The sequence below is a fragment of the Polyangium fumosum genome (assembly GCF_005144585.1).
Lineage (GTDB): Bacteria > Myxococcota_A > Polyangia > Polyangiales > Polyangiaceae > Polyangium > Polyangium fumosum.
Genome location: NZ_SSMQ01000032.1, coordinates 111,826 through 128,317, shown reverse-complemented (window position 1 = coordinate 128,317; position 16,492 = coordinate 111,826). Strand labels below are relative to the sequence as shown.

The 16,492-nt window shown below is 66.0% G+C and carries 11 protein-coding genes and 1 tRNA gene; all 12 read left to right on the top strand.

All coding sequences use genetic code 11. The features are described 5' to 3' along the window. Positions 1-1,113 (top strand): elongation factor Tu (gene tuf / locus E8A74_RS27780; RefSeq protein WP_136932099.1); only part of this gene is annotated, 1,113 nt, incomplete at its 5' end. 9 nt (positions 1,114-1,122) lie between these two features. Beyond that, positions 1,123-1,320, top strand: a complete 198-nt coding sequence (rpmG, locus tag E8A74_RS27775) for a 50S ribosomal protein L33 (RefSeq protein ID WP_136932098.1) — start codon at positions 1,123-1,125, stop codon at positions 1,318-1,320. Between the two features lie 61 nt (positions 1,321-1,381). Beyond that, a tRNA-Trp gene (locus E8A74_RS27770) sits at positions 1,382-1,454 on the top strand. 146 nt (positions 1,455-1,600) lie between these two features. Next, the gene (secE, locus tag E8A74_RS54995) at positions 1,601-2,260 is read left to right on the top strand and encodes a preprotein translocase subunit SecE (RefSeq protein WP_232379773.1); all 660 of its coding nucleotides are present in this window, start codon (positions 1,601-1,603) and stop codon (positions 2,258-2,260) included. Positions 2,261-2,282: 22 nt separating this feature from the next. Next, a complete protein-coding gene (gene nusG, locus E8A74_RS27760; RefSeq protein WP_136932097.1) occupies positions 2,283-2,813 on the top strand; it encodes a transcription termination/antitermination protein NusG in 531 nt (176 codons plus the stop codon). A gap of 55 nt (positions 2,814-2,868) precedes the next feature. After that, positions 2,869-3,312 (top strand): 50S ribosomal protein L11, encoded by a 444-nt coding sequence (gene rplK / locus E8A74_RS27755; protein WP_136932096.1) that lies wholly within the window; start codon positions 2,869-2,871, stop codon positions 3,310-3,312. 170 nt (positions 3,313-3,482) lie between these two features. Further along, positions 3,483-4,193, top strand: coding sequence for a 50S ribosomal protein L1 (gene rplA, locus E8A74_RS27750; RefSeq protein ID WP_136932095.1), 711 nt, complete (start codon positions 3,483-3,485; stop codon positions 4,191-4,193). A gap of 2 nt (positions 4,194-4,195) precedes the next feature. After that, complete coding sequence (rplJ, locus tag E8A74_RS27745; protein ID WP_136932094.1) at positions 4,196-4,732, top strand: 50S ribosomal protein L10; 537 nt, start codon at positions 4,196-4,198, stop codon at positions 4,730-4,732. Positions 4,733-4,906: 174 nt separating this feature from the next. After that, positions 4,907-5,293 carry a 50S ribosomal protein L7/L12 gene (gene rplL, locus E8A74_RS27740; RefSeq protein WP_136932093.1) on the top strand — a complete coding sequence of 129 codons (387 nt, stop codon included), beginning with the start codon at positions 4,907-4,909 and terminating at the stop codon, positions 5,291-5,293. A gap of 272 nt (positions 5,294-5,565) precedes the next feature. Continuing rightward, the gene (rpoB, locus tag E8A74_RS27735) at positions 5,566-9,693 is read left to right on the top strand and encodes a DNA-directed RNA polymerase subunit beta (RefSeq protein WP_136932092.1); all 4,128 of its coding nucleotides are present in this window, start codon (positions 5,566-5,568) and stop codon (positions 9,691-9,693) included. 6 nt (positions 9,694-9,699) lie between these two features. After that, a complete protein-coding gene (rpoC, locus tag E8A74_RS27730) occupies positions 9,700-14,031 on the top strand; it encodes a DNA-directed RNA polymerase subunit beta' (RefSeq protein WP_136932091.1) in 4,332 nt (1,443 codons plus the stop codon). 198 nt (positions 14,032-14,229) lie between these two features. Next, positions 14,230-16,407, top strand: a complete 2,178-nt coding sequence (locus E8A74_RS27725) for a DUF4388 domain-containing protein (protein ID WP_136932090.1) — start codon at positions 14,230-14,232, stop codon at positions 16,405-16,407. The last annotated feature ends 85 nt before the right edge of the window (positions 16,408-16,492 follow it).

The following is a 16,492-nucleotide window of genomic DNA, read 5'->3' as shown; positions in this document are numbered from 1 at the left end:
ACGCTCACGGCGGCCATCGTCAAGGTCCAGTCCAAGCAGAAGCTTGCGAAAGAGATCAAGTACGCCGACATCGCCAAGGGCGGCACCGTCCGTGACGAGACGAAGACGGTGACGATCGCGGCGGCGCACGTGGAGTACGAGTCGCCGAAGCGCCACTACGCGCACGTCGACTGCCCCGGCCACGCCGACTACATCAAGAACATGATCACGGGCGCCGCGCAGATGGACGGCGCGATCCTCGTGGTCAGCGCGCTCGACAGCGTCATGCCGCAGACCCGCGAGCACGTGCTCCTCGCGCGCCAGGTCGGCCTGAACTACCTCGTCGTCTTCCTCAACAAGTGTGACGCGGTGGACGACCCGGAGATGCTGGACCTCGTCGAGATGGAGGTCCGCGAGCTCCTCAACAAGTACAACTTCAACGGCGACAACGCGCCGGTTGTCCGTGGTGCTTCGTTGCCTGCGCTCCAGGGCGATCCCAAGTGGGAGGCGAAGATCGGAGAGCTGCTCGAGGCGCTCGACACGTACATCCCGGAGCCGGAGCGCGCGATCGACAAGCCGTTCCTGATGGCGATCGAGGACGTGTTCTCGATCAAGGGCCGCGGCACGGTGGCCACGGGCCGCATCGAGCGTGGCGTGGTCAAGGTCGGCGAAGAGGTCGAGATCATCGGCTTCAAGGACACGCGCAAGACCGTGGTCACGGGCGTCGAGATGTTCCGGAAGCTGCTCGATCAGGGCATCGCCGGCGACAACGTCGGTTGCCTCCTGCGCGGCGTCGAGAAGGACGACATCGAGCGTGGTCAGGTCCTCGCGAAGCCGGGCTCGATCACGCCGCACACCCACTTCATGGGTGAGGTGTACGTCCTCAAGAAGGAAGAGGGCGGCCGTCACACGCCGTTCTTCACGAACTACCGCCCGCAGTTCTACATCCGGACGACGGACGTGACGGGCACCGTCAACCTCCCCGAGGGGGTGAAGATGGTGATGCCGGGCGACAACATCACGATGAACATCGAGCTCATCGCGCCGGTAGCGCTCGAGGAGCAGATGCGGTTCGCGATCCGTGAGGGCGGCAAGACCGTCGGCGCGGGCATCGTGACGAAGATCCTCAAGTAACGAGGCGTGATGTCGGTGCAGGGCGGCGGGTCCGGTGGCAGCGGTGGGGCCACGGGAGAACGAGGGACACGTATCCCGATCTCGCTGGCCTGCACCGAGTGTACGGCGAGGAACTACAAGACGACCAAATCTCCCGGCGACTACGTGGAACTGAAGAAGTTCTGCAAGCAGTGCAAGAAGCACACGCTGCACCGGGAGACGAAGTAGTCGGATCCGAAGTAGACGAACTGCTCGGCTCGTGGCATCAGTCCCGGGTCGAGCAGGTTGAAGGGGTATAGCTCAGTTGGTAGAGCAGCGGATTCCAAATCCGCAGGTCGGGAGTTCGAGCCTCTCTGCCCCTGCCCACAAGGGCTCCTCCTCTCGCTGCCCGTTCAGCATCAGGTAGGGGTCGCACCAAACGCCTCGCTCGATCTCGTAAAAGCGAGCGAGGCGTAAATGTCGATGACGCTGCTCGAAGCGGGATCCGACACGTCTGGGACAAACGGCGATGGCGACACGACGAGAGAAAGACGAGGCACGGAAGGCCCAGAAAAAGGGCTCTGCGCCGGAGTCTGCCCCGGATTCGGGGGCGGACGCCTCACTTGCGGTGCGCAAGGGGAGCGATCTCGACGTGGCGCCGAGCGTAGACGAAGCCGGCGACGAGCACGACGACGCTGCTGCGGAGGGCCCGGAAGGGCAAGCGCAGGACGAAGGGGCCAGCGAAGACGCCGAGGCTGCGGCGGCGCGGCCGCTCGGGAGCGACCGCTACGTGATGGCGGGGTTCTTCGGGGCGGCGATCCTCGGCGCGTACGTGCTTGGCAAGGCCATCCACGGGATCTGGGGCAACCTCTCGAACCGGGACTGGTTCAGCCGTGCGGTGCCTGCGCTCGCGGCGGTCGTGGACGAGGACAAAGCGACGTATGCGACCGTCATCGCGGGCGTCGTCGCGGTCATCGTCACGCTGCGGACCTACCGTCGTCCCGACGTGCGGGAGTGGACGGACGAGGTCGCTTCGGAGCTGATCAAGGTCAAGTGGCCGACCAAGAAGGACGTCACGAACTCAACCATGGTGGTCATTGCGGCGAGCGCTGTGGCCACCCTCTATCTCGCGCTGCTCGACCGGTTGTGGTCGTTCGTGACGGGCATCGTCTACGGCACTGGGAGCTAGGGCCGTTCGGGAGCCACGCGCCATGGCGAAGAAGTGGTACGTCATTCATACCTACTCGGGCTACGAGGCGAAGGTGCGCGATGCACTTCAGCAACGCGCGAAGCAGCACGGCCTCGAGGACAAGATTGGCGAGATCCTGATCCCGAGTGAAACGGTCACGGAGAACCGTCCGGGGGGGAAGCAACGAGTTCGTCAGAAGCTCAGCTTGCCTGGCTACATCTTCGCCGAGATGGAGATGAGCGAGACGGTGTGGCACCTCGTGAAGGACACGCCGAAGGTGACGGGCTTCATCGGCAACCAGACGCCGCAGGAAGTCCCGGCCCCGCAGATCGAGAGTCTGCGTCGAGGCATCGTGGAGGGCGCGGTCAAGCCGAAGCCCAAGCTCACGTTCGAGGTCGGCGAGGAAGTTCGCGTGCTCGACGGCGCGTTCGCCAACTTCACCGGGACCGTGGACGACGTGAAGATGGATAAGCAGAAGCTGAAGGTCAAGGTGTCGATCTTCGGCCGTCCGACCAGCGTGGAGCTCGATTTTTCGGCGGTAGAGAAGCGCTGAGCGACGTTCCGGGTCGGAACGAACAAGGTAGACGCAGCACAGAACGGGTAAAGCAATGGCGAAGAAGGTCACCGGGTACGTCAAGCTTCAGCTCCCTGCGGGGAAGGCCAACCCCTCGCCGCCGGTCGGTCCTGCGCTCGGCCAGCACGGCGTGAACATCATGGCGTTCTGCAAGGACTTCAACTCGCGGACGGCCTCGCAGGGCGACATGATCATCCCGGTGGTGATCACGGTCTATTCGGACCGGTCGTTCACGTTCATCTTGAAGACGCCTCCCGCGTCGGTCCTTCTCAAGAAGGCCGCGGGGCTGGAGACCAAGAAGAAGCCTGGCTCGGGCTCGAAGGAGCCGAACAAGACGAAGGTCGGCCAGGTGACGCGCAAGCAGCTGCAGGAGCTTGCGCAGATGAAGATGCAGGACATGAACACGACGAACCTCGAGTCGGCGATGCGCAGCATGGCGGGCACGGCCCGCTCGATGGGCATTTCGATCGTCGACTGAGTCGTCCACAGCGCGCTCTGCTGCATCTCCGTTTGGCGGAGAAGCCGGCGGCGAGCGCGCGGCCGCGTGAAAACGCGGCTCTACAAGAGCACCCCCCCACGTTGGGAGGAGAGCACCACGGTTAAAACGGCGCACCGTGGGAGGCGTAAGCCGATAAAACAGGAGGGCAGATGCCGAAAGTCGCCAAGAAACGCGCTGCGGCCCAGGCCATGGTGGACCGCACGCGCAAGTACACGCTGCAAGAGGCGTGTGCGCTTGTAAAACAGGCCGCATCGGCGAAGTTCGACGAGACCGTCGATATCGCTGTGCGGCTGGGCGTGAACCCGCGTCACGCGGACCAGATGGTTCGCGGCGCCGTGGTCATGCCGGCCGGAACGGGCCAGTCGGTCCGCGTCCTCGTCTTCGCCAAGGGCGAAAAGGCGAAGGAAGCGGAAGCGGCCGGTGCCGATTTCGTCGGTGAGGCCGACCTGGTGAACAAGATCCAGGAAGGCTTCATGGACTTCGACCGCGTGATCGCTACGCCCGACATGATGGGCCTGGTCGGTAAGCTCGGTCGTATCCTCGGTCCGCGAGGCCTCATGCCGAACCCGAAAGTCGGCACCGTCACCGTTGATGTGAAGACGGCGGTGTCCGAAGCGAAGGCCGGCAAGGTGGAGTACCGCGTCGAGAAGGCGGGCATTGTGCACGCTCGGATCGGCAAGGCCTCCTTCAAGGAGGACGCGCTCGCCAAGAACGCGGAGGCCTTGATCCAGGCTCTCATTCGCGCGAAGCCGTCGACGGCGAAGGGGATTTATCTCCGGAGCATCACGATGTCTTCGACGATGGGGCCGGGCGTCCGGATCGACCCTGTGCACCTCAGCGACAAGGGTGAGGAGGGCTGATCATGGAGCGCACGGAGAAAGAGGCTCTGGTCGGCGAGGTCAAGCAGCGATTCGATCGCATGACCTCGGCGGTCTTCCTCGACTTCACGGGGCTCAACGTCGCGGTCGTCACGAAGCTGCGCGACGAGTTCCGGAAGGCGGGCGTCGAGTATCGAGTCGTGAAAAACACGCTCGTTCGCCATGCGATCAAGCATCACGCGTGGTCGAAGAAGCTCGACGATACGCTGGTCGGGATGACCGGGATCGCCTGGTGCTACGAGGATCCCAGCGCGGCCGCGAAGGTCGTCAAGGCGTTCCGCAAGGACAAGGAACACGAGAAGCTGAAGATCAAGGCGGGCCTCATCGAGGGCCAGGTTCTCGACGCCGAGGGCGTGGAGAACCAGCTCGCGACGATGCCCGGCAAGGACGAGCTCAGGGCGACGCTGCTTGCCACGTTGCAGGCGCCTCTCCAGCAGTTCTTGCAGCAGCTCAATGCGCCTCTTCAGAACTTCGCGTACCTGTTGAAGGCCAAGGAGGACGCGGCGGGCGGGGCCGGCTGAGGAGCCCTGGTACCGGGTCCGATCGTGGTCGGGGCGAGGGAGCCGGAGGCGATCCGGCGCGCCAAACGCTCGACCAGTGAGAAAGGGCATTGCGCCCTTCGGGTTTTGATCTAGAGACGCGCCCCGGGGTACTCATCCCACCGCGGCGCGCAGACGGTTTGAAGGAGTCTCGTCATGGCTGAGATCACGCGGGAGCAGGTCGTCGATTACCTTTCCAACCTGCCGGTCATCCAGATCGCCGAGCTCATCAAGGAGCTCGAGAACAAGTGGGGCGTGAAGGCTGCGCCGGCGGCGGTGGCGGTTGCTGCTGGCCCGGCGGCTGCGGCCGAGGCGCCGAAGGCCGAGGAGAAGACCGAGTTCGACGTTGTCCTGGCGAACGCCGGTGGCAACAAGATCGCGGTCATCAAGGCGGTCCGTGAGATCACGGGCCTTGGCCTCAAGGAGGCGAAGGACCTGGTCGAGGGCGCGCCCAAGAACGTGAAGGAAGCGGTCTCCAAGGCCGACGCCGAGGAGATGAAGAAGAAGCTCGCCGAGGCAGGTGCGACGGTCGAGCTCAAGTAAGGATCCGAGCTTCCCGTTCAGGGACAGCGCGATCCGCCATGCGACGGCGGCAGGGGCGAACGTCCCTGCCGCGCGTCGAGTTTTGTCTTTGGGGGGTTTGCTGCTGCGTCTGTCGCGTGATTCGAGCGCGTCTTCCAGGTCGCGGTAGCGCAGCCGAGTTTGTCCGTCGCCGGGACCTTTGATGGCTGTTTCGTAGCTTCGAGGCTGATGCTCGGTTCGTGGAGCGCGCGGGGATCGAGCCCTGTGCACCCGTAGGAGCCGGAGGAATATCGATGCCGTCGGTCGTCCAATCCAACTTCCGCATCCGTAAGAATCTGGGGCGCGTTCGTCGCATCATCGACGTTCCGAACCTGATCGACATCCAGAAGTCCAGCTACGACAAGTTCCTCCAGATGAACGTCCCGCCGCACGAGCGGGAGGAAGTCGGGCTCCAGGCGGTCTTCCGCTCGGTGTTCCCCATCAAGGACTTCAACGGGACGAGCGAGCTCGTCTTCGTTTCGTACAACCTCGAGCCGCCGAAGTACGACGTCGAGGAGTGCCGCCAGCGAGGCATGACCTACGCGGCGCCGATCAAAGTCACCAACCAGCTCATGATCTACGACACCCGTGACGGCGGTGAGCGCATCGTCCGGGACATCAAGGAGCAGGAGGTGTACTTCGGCGAGCTGCCGTTGATGACCGAGACGGGCACGTTCATCATCAACGGCACCGAGCGCGTCGTCGTCAGCCAGCTCCACCGCTCGCCCGGCGTGTTCTTCGATCACGACAAGGGCAAGACGCACTCGAGCGGCAAGCTGCTCTACTCGGCGCGCGTCATCCCGTACCGCGGCTCGTGGCTCGATTTCGAGTTCGATCCGAAGGACATCATCTACGTGCGCATCGACCGTCGCCGGAAGATGCACGCGACCGTCCTCCTGCGCGCGCTCGGCTACTCGACGCAGGACCTCCTGAACTACTTCTACTCGACGGAGACCGTCTACCTCGAGAAGGGCGGCAAGTACGCGAAGAGCATCGAGTACGACCTCCTCGCGGGCCAGCGCGCGACGCGTGACATCAAGATCAAGGAAGATGTCATCGTCAAGAAGAACACGAAGTTCACGCGCGCCGCGATTCGCAAGATGAAGGAGGCGAAGCTCGAGCGCATGCAGGTCGAGACCGAGGAGCTCGTCGGCAAGGTCGCAGCGCACGACGTCGTCGACCCGGAGACGGGCGAGGTCATCGTCGAGGTGAACGAGGAGCTCACGGACGCCAAGCTCGAGCGCATCCGCGAGGCGAAGCTCGAGAGCTTCCGCATCCTCTTCATTGACGGCCTCAACGTCGGCTCGTACCTCCGCGACACGTTGCTCGCCGACAAGGTGAAGACGCAGGAGGACTCGATCCTCGAGATCTACCGTCGTCTCCGCCCGGGCGATCCGCCCACGCTCGAGACGGCGAAGACGTTGTTCCACAACCTGTTCTTCAACCCGGAGCGATACGACCTCTCGAAGGTCGGCCGGCTGAAGCTCAACTACAAGTTCTACCGGGATCTGCCGGAGGGCCAGCGTCCGAACCTCGATCTCACGGTGCTCACGCCGCAGGACATCCTGGAGACGGTCCGGCATCTCATCGAGCTCAAGAACGGCCGCGGCTCGGTCGACGACATCGACCACCTCGGCAACCGCCGCGTGCGTGCGGTCGGCGAGCTCATGGAGAACCAGTACCGCATCGGCCTGGTCCGCATGGAGCGCGCGATCAAGGAGCGCATGAGCATGTCGCAGGAGATCGACACGCTCATGCCGCACGACCTGATCAACGCGAAGCCCGTCTCCGCGGTGGTCAAGGAGTACTTCGGGAGTTCGCAGCTCTCGCAGTTCATGGACCAGACGAACCCGCTCTCCGAGGTCACGCACAAGCGGCGTTTGTCCGCCCTCGGTCCGGGCGGCCTCACGCGCGAGCGCGCGGGCTTCGAGGTGCGCGACGTCCACGCCACGCACTACGGCCGCATTTGCCCGATCGAGACGCCGGAAGGCCCGAACATCGGCCTCATCGCGTCGCTCTCGACGTTCGCCCGCGTGAACGAGTTCGGCTTCGTCGAGACGCCTTACCGCAAGGTGACGGAGAGCACGGTGACCGACGAGGTGACCTGGCTCAGCGCGCTCGAGGAAGAGGGCAAGTACATCGCGCAGGCGACGGCCGCGCTCGATGAGGGTCGCAAATTCCGCGAGAACGTCGTGTCGGCGCGTCTCAACGGCGATTTCAAGATCGTCGCGTCGGACATGATCGAGCTCATGGACATCGCGCCGAACCAGATGGTGAGCGTCGCGGCCGCGCTCGTGCCCTTCCTCGAGCACGACGACGCGAACCGCGCGCTCATGGGCGCGAACATGCAGCGCCAGGCGGTGCCGCTCATCCGAAGCGAGGCGCCGCTCGTCGGTACGGGCATGGAGAACCGGCTCGCGCGTGACTCGGGCGTTTGCGTCGTGGCGCGTCGTCCGGGCATCGTGGAGAGCGTCGACGCGACGCGCATCGTGGTGCGTGCCGCGGGCGAGGGCGCCGAGGTGCCGGACATCTACCACCTCATGAAGTACCAGCGCTCGAACCAGTCGACCTGCTACACGCAGAAGCCGATCGTGCGTACGGGCGACGTGGTGAAGGCGGGCGACGTGCTCGCGGACGGCCCGTCGACGGACATGGGCGAGCTCGCGCTGGGGCAGAACGTGCTCGTCGCGTTCATGCCGTGGCAGGGCTACAACTTCGAGGACTCGATCCTGGTCTCGGAGCGCATCGCGAAGGACGACGTGTTCACCTCGATCCACATCGAGGAGTTCGAGTGCGTCGCGCGCGATACGAAGCTCGGCAAGGAGGAGATCACGCGTGACATCCCGAACGTCGGCGAGGAGGCCCTGAAGGACCTCGACGACTCGGGCATCGTGCGGATCGGCGCCGAGGTTCGTCCGGGCGACATCCTCGTCGGCAAGATCACGCCGAAGGGCGAGACGCAGCTTTCTCCCGAGGAGAAGCTGCTCCGCGCGATCTTCGGGGAGAAGGCCGGCGACGTGCGCGACAGCTCGCTCAAGGTCCCGCCGGGCGTGAGCGGCATCGTGATCAACGCGCGCGTCTTCTCGCGCAAGGGCACGGAGAAGGACGACCGCGCGCGGGACATCGAGGATCAGGAGCGCGCGCGGATCGAGCGGACGCGCGATGAGGAGATCAAGATCCTGCGCGACTCGTTCTACCGCCGGGTCCGCGAGATCCTGGTCGGCAAGACGACGAACGGGAAGCTCGTCGACGACAAGGGCAAGGTCCTGCTCCAGAAGGGCGACGAGATCACCGAGGCGGCCCTCGCCGAGATCCCGCGCCGTTACTGGGGCGAGATCCCGGTGGAGGAGACGGACCGGATCCAGAACATCCTGCGGGATCTGGAGGACCTCGTCCGTACGCGCGAGGAGCACTTCCGCGACAAGATCGAGCGCCTGTCGAAGGGCGACGAGCTGCCGCCGGGCGTGATCAAGATGGTGAAGGTCTACATCGCCATCAAGCGCAAGCTCCAGGTCGGCGACAAGATGGCAGGCCGCCACGGCAACAAGGGCGTCATCAGCCGGATTCTTCCGGAGGAGGACATGCCCTACCTGCAGGACGGCCGGCCGGTGGACATCGTGCTGAACCCGCTCGGCGTGCCGAGCCGCATGAACGTCGGTCAGATCCTGGAGATCCACCTCGGCTGGGGCGCCTACGAGCTCGGCCGGCAGATCCAGCAGATGATCGAGACTCAAAAGGCGGGCGCCGAGATCCGCCATCGTTTGGCGGAGGTCTACGCGGGAGACGAGGAGAACTCGGCGATCGTCGCGTTGATGGACGAGGGTGACGCCGTGCGTGCCGGGCGCAAGGTTCGTCAAGGCGTGTTCGTCGCGTCGCCGGTGTTCGACGGTGCGAGCGAGGAGGACATCAAGGGCGCGCTCGCGCTCGCGGGTCTGCCGAGCTCGGGCCAGGCGATCCTATTCGATGGTCGCACGGGCGAGGCGTTCGATCAGAACGTCACGGTGGGCATCATGTACATGCTGAAGCTTCACCACCTCGTGGACGACAAGATCCACGCCCGGTCGATCGGCCCCTACTCGCTCGTCACGCAGCAGCCGCTGGGCGGAAAGGCTCAGTTCGGCGGTCAGCGCCTCGGCGAGATGGAGGTGTGGGCGATGGAGGCCTACGGCGCGGCCTACGCGCTGCAGGAGTTCCTCACGGTGAAATCGGACGACGTCATGGGTCGTACGCGGATGTACGAGGCGATCGTCAAGGGCGAGTACACGCTGGAGGCCGGTCTGCCGGAGAGCTTCAACGTGCTCATCAAAGAGCTGCAATCGTTGTGTCTGAACGTCGAGCTGGTCGAGACGGGCCTCGAGGCCTCGGCCGCGGAAGAGGAGTGATGCCGAATGCGTGACATCTTCAGCTTCTTCGAGAAGCCCAAAGATCCGCTGTCGTTCAGCGCCATTCGGATCTCGCTCGCGAGCCCGGAGAAGATCCGGGAATGGTCGCACGGCGAGGTGAAGAAGCCGGAGACCATCAACTACCGCACGTTCAAGCCGGAGCGGGATGGTCTCTTCTGCGCGAAGATCTTCGGGCCTGTGAAGGACTACGAGTGCAACTGCGGCAAGTACAAGCGCATGAAGCACCGTGGGATCGTGTGCGAGAAGTGCGGCGTCGAGGTCATCCAGTCGAAGGTTCGACGTGAGCGCCTCGGGCACATCTCGCTCGCGACGCCGGTCGCGCACATCTGGTTCCTGAAGAGCCTGCCGTCGCGCATCGGCAACATGCTCGACATCACGCTGAAGGATCTGGAGAAGGTCCTTTATTGCGAGGCGTACATCGTCATCGACCCGAAGGAGACGGGTCTGCAGCGCGGCGACCTCCTCAGCGAGGAGCGCTACCTGCAGATCATCGACGAGTACGGCGACGACAAGATCGCGGCGGGCATGGGCGGCGAGGCCGTGCTCGAGATGCTCAAGCAGGTCGACGTGCACGCGCTCGCCGAGCTGCTCCGCGAGGAGATGCGCAAGGCGACGAGCGAGGCGAAGCGCAAGAAGCTCGCGAAGCGCCTGAAGGTCGTCGAGGCGTTCCGGGAGAGCGGCAACCGGCCCGAGTGGATGATGCTCACGGTCATCCCCGTGCTGCCGCCCGACCTGCGTCCGCTCGTGCCGCTCGACGGTGGTCGGTTCGCGACGAGCGATCTGAACGACCTCTACCGCCGCGTCATCAACCGCAACAACCGCCTGAAGCGGCTGCTCGAGCTCAACGCGCCCGAGATCATCATCCGCAACGAGCGGCGCATGCTCCAGGAGGCGGTCGACGCGCTCTTCGACAACGGCCGCCGCGGCAAGACGATCACGGGCCCGAACAAGCGGCCGCTGAAGAGCCTCAGCGACATGCTGAAGGGCAAGCAGGGTCGCTTCCGGCAGAACCTGCTCGGCAAGCGCGTCGACTACTCGGGCCGCTCGGTCATCGTCGTCGGCCCGACGCTGCGCCTGCACCAGTGCGGCCTGCCGAAGAAGATGGCGCTCGAGCTCTTCAAGCCGTTCATCTACAACAAGCTGGAAGAGCGCGGGTACGTCAACACCATCAAGAGCGCGAAGAAGATGGTGGAGAAGGAGCGTCCCGAGGTTTGGGACATCCTCGAAGAGGTCATCAGCGAGCATCCGGTGCTCCTGAACCGCGCGCCGACGCTCCACCGCCTGGGCATCCAGGCGTTCGAGCCGGTGCTCATCGAGGGCAAGGCGATCCAGCTCCATCCGCTCGTCTGCGCGGCGTTCAACGCCGACTTCGACGGCGACCAGATGGCAGTGCACGTGCCGCTCTCGATCGAGGCGCAGATGGAGGCGCGCGTGCTCATGATGAGCACGAACAACATCCTCTCGCCCGCGAACGGCAAGCCCATCATCAACCCGACGCAGGACATCGTGCTCGGGCTCTACTACGCCACGCGCGAGCGCAAGTTCGCGAAGGGCAGCTTCCGCGAGGGCAGCCTGCGCTTCGGCGCCGACGGCCAGGGCGCGGAGGGCTCGACGGCCGAGGGGTATCTGCGCGGCGTCTACGCGTCTCCCGAAGAGGTACGCATGGCGTACGACGCGGGCGAGGTCGTGCTGCACGCAGGCATCCGCGTGCGCGTGCCGCACATCGACGAGGACGGTAACCCCGTCCGCAACGAGCACGGCCAGATCAAGCGCCGCATCGTCCAGACGACGGTGGGTCGTGTGCTCATCTCCGAGGTCCTGCCGAAGGGCGTGAGCTTCGACTACGCGAACAAGACGCTCGACAAGAAGGCGCTCTCGGCCCTCATCGACGTCTGCTACCGCGTCCACCGCAACAAGGAGACCGTCCTCCTCGCGGACCGGCTCCGCACGCTCGGCTTCGACCACGCGATGCGCGCCGGTATCTCGATCTGCATGGATCACATGGTGATCCCGCCGGCGAAGAAGGACCTCCTCGAGGAGGCGCAGCGCGAGGTCGAGCGCGTCGTCGAGCAGTACCAGGAAGGTCTGATCACGGACGGCGAGCGCTACAACAAGATCGTCGACATCTGGGCCGGCGTGGCGGACGCCGTCACGGCCAAGATGATGGACGGGATCGGCAAGGAGCGCGTCACCGATCCGGAGACGGGCAAGGAGAGCATCGAGCCGAGCTTCAACCCGATCTACATCATGGCGGACTCGGGTGCGCGCGGTTCGACCCAGCAGATCCGCCAGCTCGCCGCGATGCGTGGCCTCATGGCCAAGCCCTCCGGCGAGATCATCGAGACGCCCATCACGGCGAACTTCCGTGAAGGCCTCACCGTGCTGCAGTACTTCATCTCGACGCACGGCGCGCGCAAGGGCCTCGCGGATACCGCGCTCAAGACGGCGAACTCGGGTTACCTCACCCGGCGTCTCGTAGACGTCGCGCAGGACGCGGTCATCTCCGAGTACGATTGCGCCACGATCGACGGCATCCGCGTGACGAAGCTCGAGGAGGCCGGCGAGGTGATCCAGCCCCTCGGCGACCGCATCCTCGGCCGCGTCGTGCTCGAGGACGTGATCGACCCGCTCACCGGCGAGGTCCTCATCACGGCCAACACCGAGCTCGACGAGGCTTCCGTCAAGCGGATCGAGGACGCGGGCATCGAGGAGGTCATGATCCGCTCGGTGCTCACCTGCCAGACGCGGCGGGGCGTTTGCGCGCTCTGCTACGGCCGCGACCTCGCGCGTGGCTACCGCGTCAACATCGGCGAGGCGGTCGGCATCATCGCCGCCCAGTCGATCGGCGAGCCCGGCACGCAGCTCACGATGCGCACGTTCCACATCGGTGGTACGGCGGCCCGCGGCAAGATCGAGGCGAGCTACCTCGAGGCCCGGACCGAGGGCACCGTCCGCCTGCGTCGCGCGAACGTGCAGCGCAAGAAGGACGGCACCATGGTGGTCATGAACCGCCACGGTGAGCTCGTCGTCGTCGACGAGACGGGCCGCGAGCGCGAGCATCACCGCCTGGTCTACGGCGCCAACATGAAGGTCGCCGACGGTCAGCGCGTGAAGCCGGGCGAGCTGCTCGCCGAGTGGGACCAGTTCGCGACGCCGATCCTCACCGAGGTCTCCGGCATCGTGAAGTACGGCGATCTCGTCGAGGGCGTCAGCGTCCAGGAGCGCGTCGACGAGGTCACGGGCCTGTCGCGCAAGGTCGTCATCGAGTCCAAGGCGGCCGATCTCCGCCCGCGGATCTCGCTGAAGGACCCGAACTCGAGCGCCACCTTGAAGCTCCCGAACAGCGAGCTCGAGGCGCGTTACCTCCTGCCGGTCGGCGCGCACATCGTCGCCCAGCAGGACGACATGATCGAGGCCGGTGACATCATCGCCAAGATCCCGCGCGACACGACGAAGGTGCAGGACATCACCGGTGGTCTGCCCCGCGTCGCCGAGCTCTTCGAGGCCCGCAAGCCGAAGGATCACGCCATCATCAGCGAGATCGACGGCGAGGTCTCCTTCGGCAAGGACACGAAGGGCAAGCGCAAGGTGATCATCACGCCGTTCGGCGCGGACGGGCACCCGCTCCCGGATCAGGCGCGCGAGTACCTGATCCCCAAGGGCAAGCACATCCAGGTGCAGCCGGGCGATCGCGTGCGCGCGGGCGACCCGCTCCAGGACGGCCCGCCGAACCCGCACGACATCTTGCGCGTGAAGGGCGAGAAGGAGCTCGCGGCCTGGCTCGTGAACGAGATCCAGCAGGTCTACCGCCTGCAGGGTGTCGGTATCAACGACAAGCACATCGAGGTCATCGTGCGGCAGATGCTCCGGCGCGTTCGCGTCAAGGACGTCGGCGACACGAATTTCCTCGTGGACGAGCAGGTCGAGAAGCACCTGTTCGAGCGCGAGAACGAGCGGGTGCTCGAGCGTGGCGGACGTCCCGCCATCGCCGAGCCGCTGCTCCTCGGCATCACCAAGGCGAGCCTCTCGACCGAGTCGTTCATCAGCGCCTCGTCGTTCCAGGAGACGACCAAGGTGCTCACCGAGGCGGCGATCAGCGGCAAGGTGGACGATCTCCGTGGTCTCAAGGAGAACGTCATCATGGGCCGCCTGATCCCGGCCGGGACGGGCCTGCCCGCCTACAAGCGGCTGCAGGTCATCGTCGAGGGCGAGCAGCCGGTGCGCGAGCGCGCGCCGGCGGCCGAGCCCCCGGCGCCGGCCATGGCGCCGCCGCGTCCTCGCCCCGAGGAGACGCTCACGGCCGTCAACGAGGAGTGAGGTGCAGGGGAGGGGGGTCGTCGTCGCCGACGGCCTCCCGACCCCTTCGACGCACGCCCGCCCTGACTTCAGGCGCGGGCGTGTGGCTTTTGTTCGGCCAGGCACGCGCCGTCCCGTGCTGATCCGCCGGATGACTGCTGTTTCGGCGGGTCTTGGGATCCCCCGTCCTTGCGGACATGTACTATCTCTGCACTCGCGATGTCCGTGCACGGCACCAACCAGCGTGTCGCTGATCGCCTGCTCTCCGAGGGCCGGATCGGGGCCGAGGAGCATCGGCGCGCCGTGGAGCACGCGAGCCGTCAGCGCGGTCGGATCGAGGACTCTCTCGTCGAGCTCGACATCATGCCCGAGGGCGATCTCCTCAAGTACGTCGCGACGCTGCACAACACGCGGTTCGTCTCGACCGAAAAGCTCGCGAAGGCCGCGATCGAGCCGCGCGTGCTCGGGCGCGTGCTGCCGAAGACCGCGAAGATGCACGGCGTCTTCCCGGTGCTGCTCGACGAGGCGAAGTCCGTGCTCTCGGTCGTCACCGCGGATCCCGACAACGACGCCGCGATCCACGAGGTGAAGCTTGCGGCGGGCGTGCGCGAAGTGCGCGCGCTCGTGGCCCGGCCGGCGGCGGTGCGCGCCGCGATCGCGCGGCACTACTTCAAGGAAGCGTCGGCCTTCGAGGCGCTCCTCCGTCCGGTCGCGACAAACGTCACGACCGGCGATTTCATCGACATCGACCTCGGCCCGTCGCCCGCGCGACCTGCGACGGGGCCCATCCCAACACCTGCTGCGTCGCCGCGCAACGCGGCCGTGCAAGCGACGCCGCCGCCACGCGGGCCGATGCCGACGTCTCCCTCGGCGACCGGACAAACCAGCCCGTCCGGCGTGCGCGAGCAGACGCAGCCTTCGCCGAACGCGGGGAGCACGCAGCCTTCGGCGAACGGCGGGCATGCGCCGACCGCGGCGAGCGCGCAGACGTCGCCGACGGGCGGACTCCCACCGCCCGCGCAGGCGCGCCCGCTGACGGCGACCACGCCTTCGCCCACGCCGCTGCCTCCGCCGGTCCCGGTCCTCACGCCGATCGAGACCCACGAGTACATCGAGACGCTCAACGTCCTCGTGAGCTTGCTCGAAGCGAACCGCCAGGATCTCCGCGGCCACTCGGCCGTCGTCGCGCGCCTCTGCCGCCGCACGTGCGAGCGCATCGGTCTCGCGCCTGCCCATGTCGCGGCGTTCGTCGTCGCGGCCTACCTGCACGATCTCGGCAAGATGGGCGCGTATCACCTCACCGCGCTGAACGTCGCGGAGTACGAGGGCCACCGCGTCGCGGGCCTCAAAGCCGTCGCGCTCCCGGCGCAGCTCATGGGTTCGGTCGGCTTGCCTGCCGAGACCGTGGCTGCGCTTCAGGCCATGTACGAGCGGTACGACGGCCGCGGCTTGCCGCATGGACTCGCGGGCAAGGAGATCCCGCTCGGCGCGCGGATCCTCGCCGTCGCGGACACCTACGCCGACCTCACGCAGAACCCGCGCAACCCGTTCCGCAAGATCCTCCGCCCCGCCGAGGCGTGTGACGTGCTCGCCGGGTATCGCGGCACCGTCTTCGATCCGAACATCGTCGACCTCTTCCGGCACGAGGTCACGGGCGACGACATGCGCGCGCGGCTTTTGTCCGAGCGATACACGGTGCTCGTCATCGATCCGGATCCCGAGGAGACCACGGTGCTAGAGCTTCGGCTCATCGAGCAGGGCTTCGAGGTGCGCGTCGCGCGGACCGTCGCGCAGGCGTGGCGTGAGCTCGAGGGCGGCGAGATCGCGGCCGTCGTCAGCGAGATCGACCTCGAAGAGCCGGAGATGGGCCTCGCGCTTCGTGCCGACGCGCAGAAGGAGTCGTGGGGACGCGAGATCACGTGGGTGATCCTCACGCGCAAGAACGATCGCCACAGCGCGCAGAAGGCCTTTGATCTCGGCGTCGACGACTTCGTCGCGAAGCCGACGTCCGCGGACATCTTCGCTGCGAAGCTCCGTCAGCTCGTGGAGCGCCGCGTCGCGCGCGGCGGCGGGCGTGGCGTGGCGGGATCGCTCGCGGAGATGAGCATTCCGGACATGGTCCAGGTCCTCTGGCATGGCCGCAAGACGTGCGCGCTCCGCATCCAGACGGGCAAGAGCACGGGCGAGATCCACTTCGCCGAAGGGCAGATCGTGGACGCGCGCTGGGAGCAGGTCGTCGGCGAAGAGGCCTTCTACCGGATGCTCGCGTTGCTCGAGGGCGAGTTCCGGCTCGAACCGGGCGTCGAGCCCTCGGGCCGCACGATCGCCGTCTCGCCCGAGGCGCTCTTGCTCGAAGGCATGCGCCGCCTCGACGAGGGCATGCTCCACGCTCCGTAGCGGTCGTTCCACGTCCGAGCTCTTTTCGTGTTCTCTCGCCACCGCCCGATCCGGGCGCTTGGAGACGCGTAGAATCCGAGGAACC

Bases quoted from the DNA above. Each gene is read 5' to 3' on its own strand.
- rpmG (WP_136932098.1), top strand. From the start codon at position 1,123: ATGTCGGTGCAGGGCGGCGGGTCCGGTGGCAGCGGTGGGGCCACGGGA.
- secE (WP_232379773.1), top strand. From the start codon at position 1,601: ATGGCGACACGACGAGAGAAAGACGAGGCACGGAAGGCCCAGAAAAAG.
- rpoC (WP_136932091.1), top strand. From the start codon at position 9,700: ATGCGTGACATCTTCAGCTTCTTCGAGAAGCCCAAAGATCCGCTGTCG.
- nusG (WP_136932097.1), top strand. From the start codon at position 2,283: ATGGCGAAGAAGTGGTACGTCATTCATACCTACTCGGGCTACGAGGCG.
- rplA (WP_136932095.1), top strand. From the start codon at position 3,483: ATGCCGAAAGTCGCCAAGAAACGCGCTGCGGCCCAGGCCATGGTGGAC.
- rpoB (WP_136932092.1), top strand. From the start codon at position 5,566: ATGCCGTCGGTCGTCCAATCCAACTTCCGCATCCGTAAGAATCTGGGG.
- rplK (WP_136932096.1), top strand. From the start codon at position 2,869: ATGGCGAAGAAGGTCACCGGGTACGTCAAGCTTCAGCTCCCTGCGGGG.
- rplJ (WP_136932094.1), top strand. From the start codon at position 4,196: ATGGAGCGCACGGAGAAAGAGGCTCTGGTCGGCGAGGTCAAGCAGCGA.
- rplL (WP_136932093.1), top strand. From the start codon at position 4,907: ATGGCTGAGATCACGCGGGAGCAGGTCGTCGATTACCTTTCCAACCTG.
- E8A74_RS27725 (WP_136932090.1), top strand. From the start codon at position 14,230: ATGTCCGTGCACGGCACCAACCAGCGTGTCGCTGATCGCCTGCTCTCC.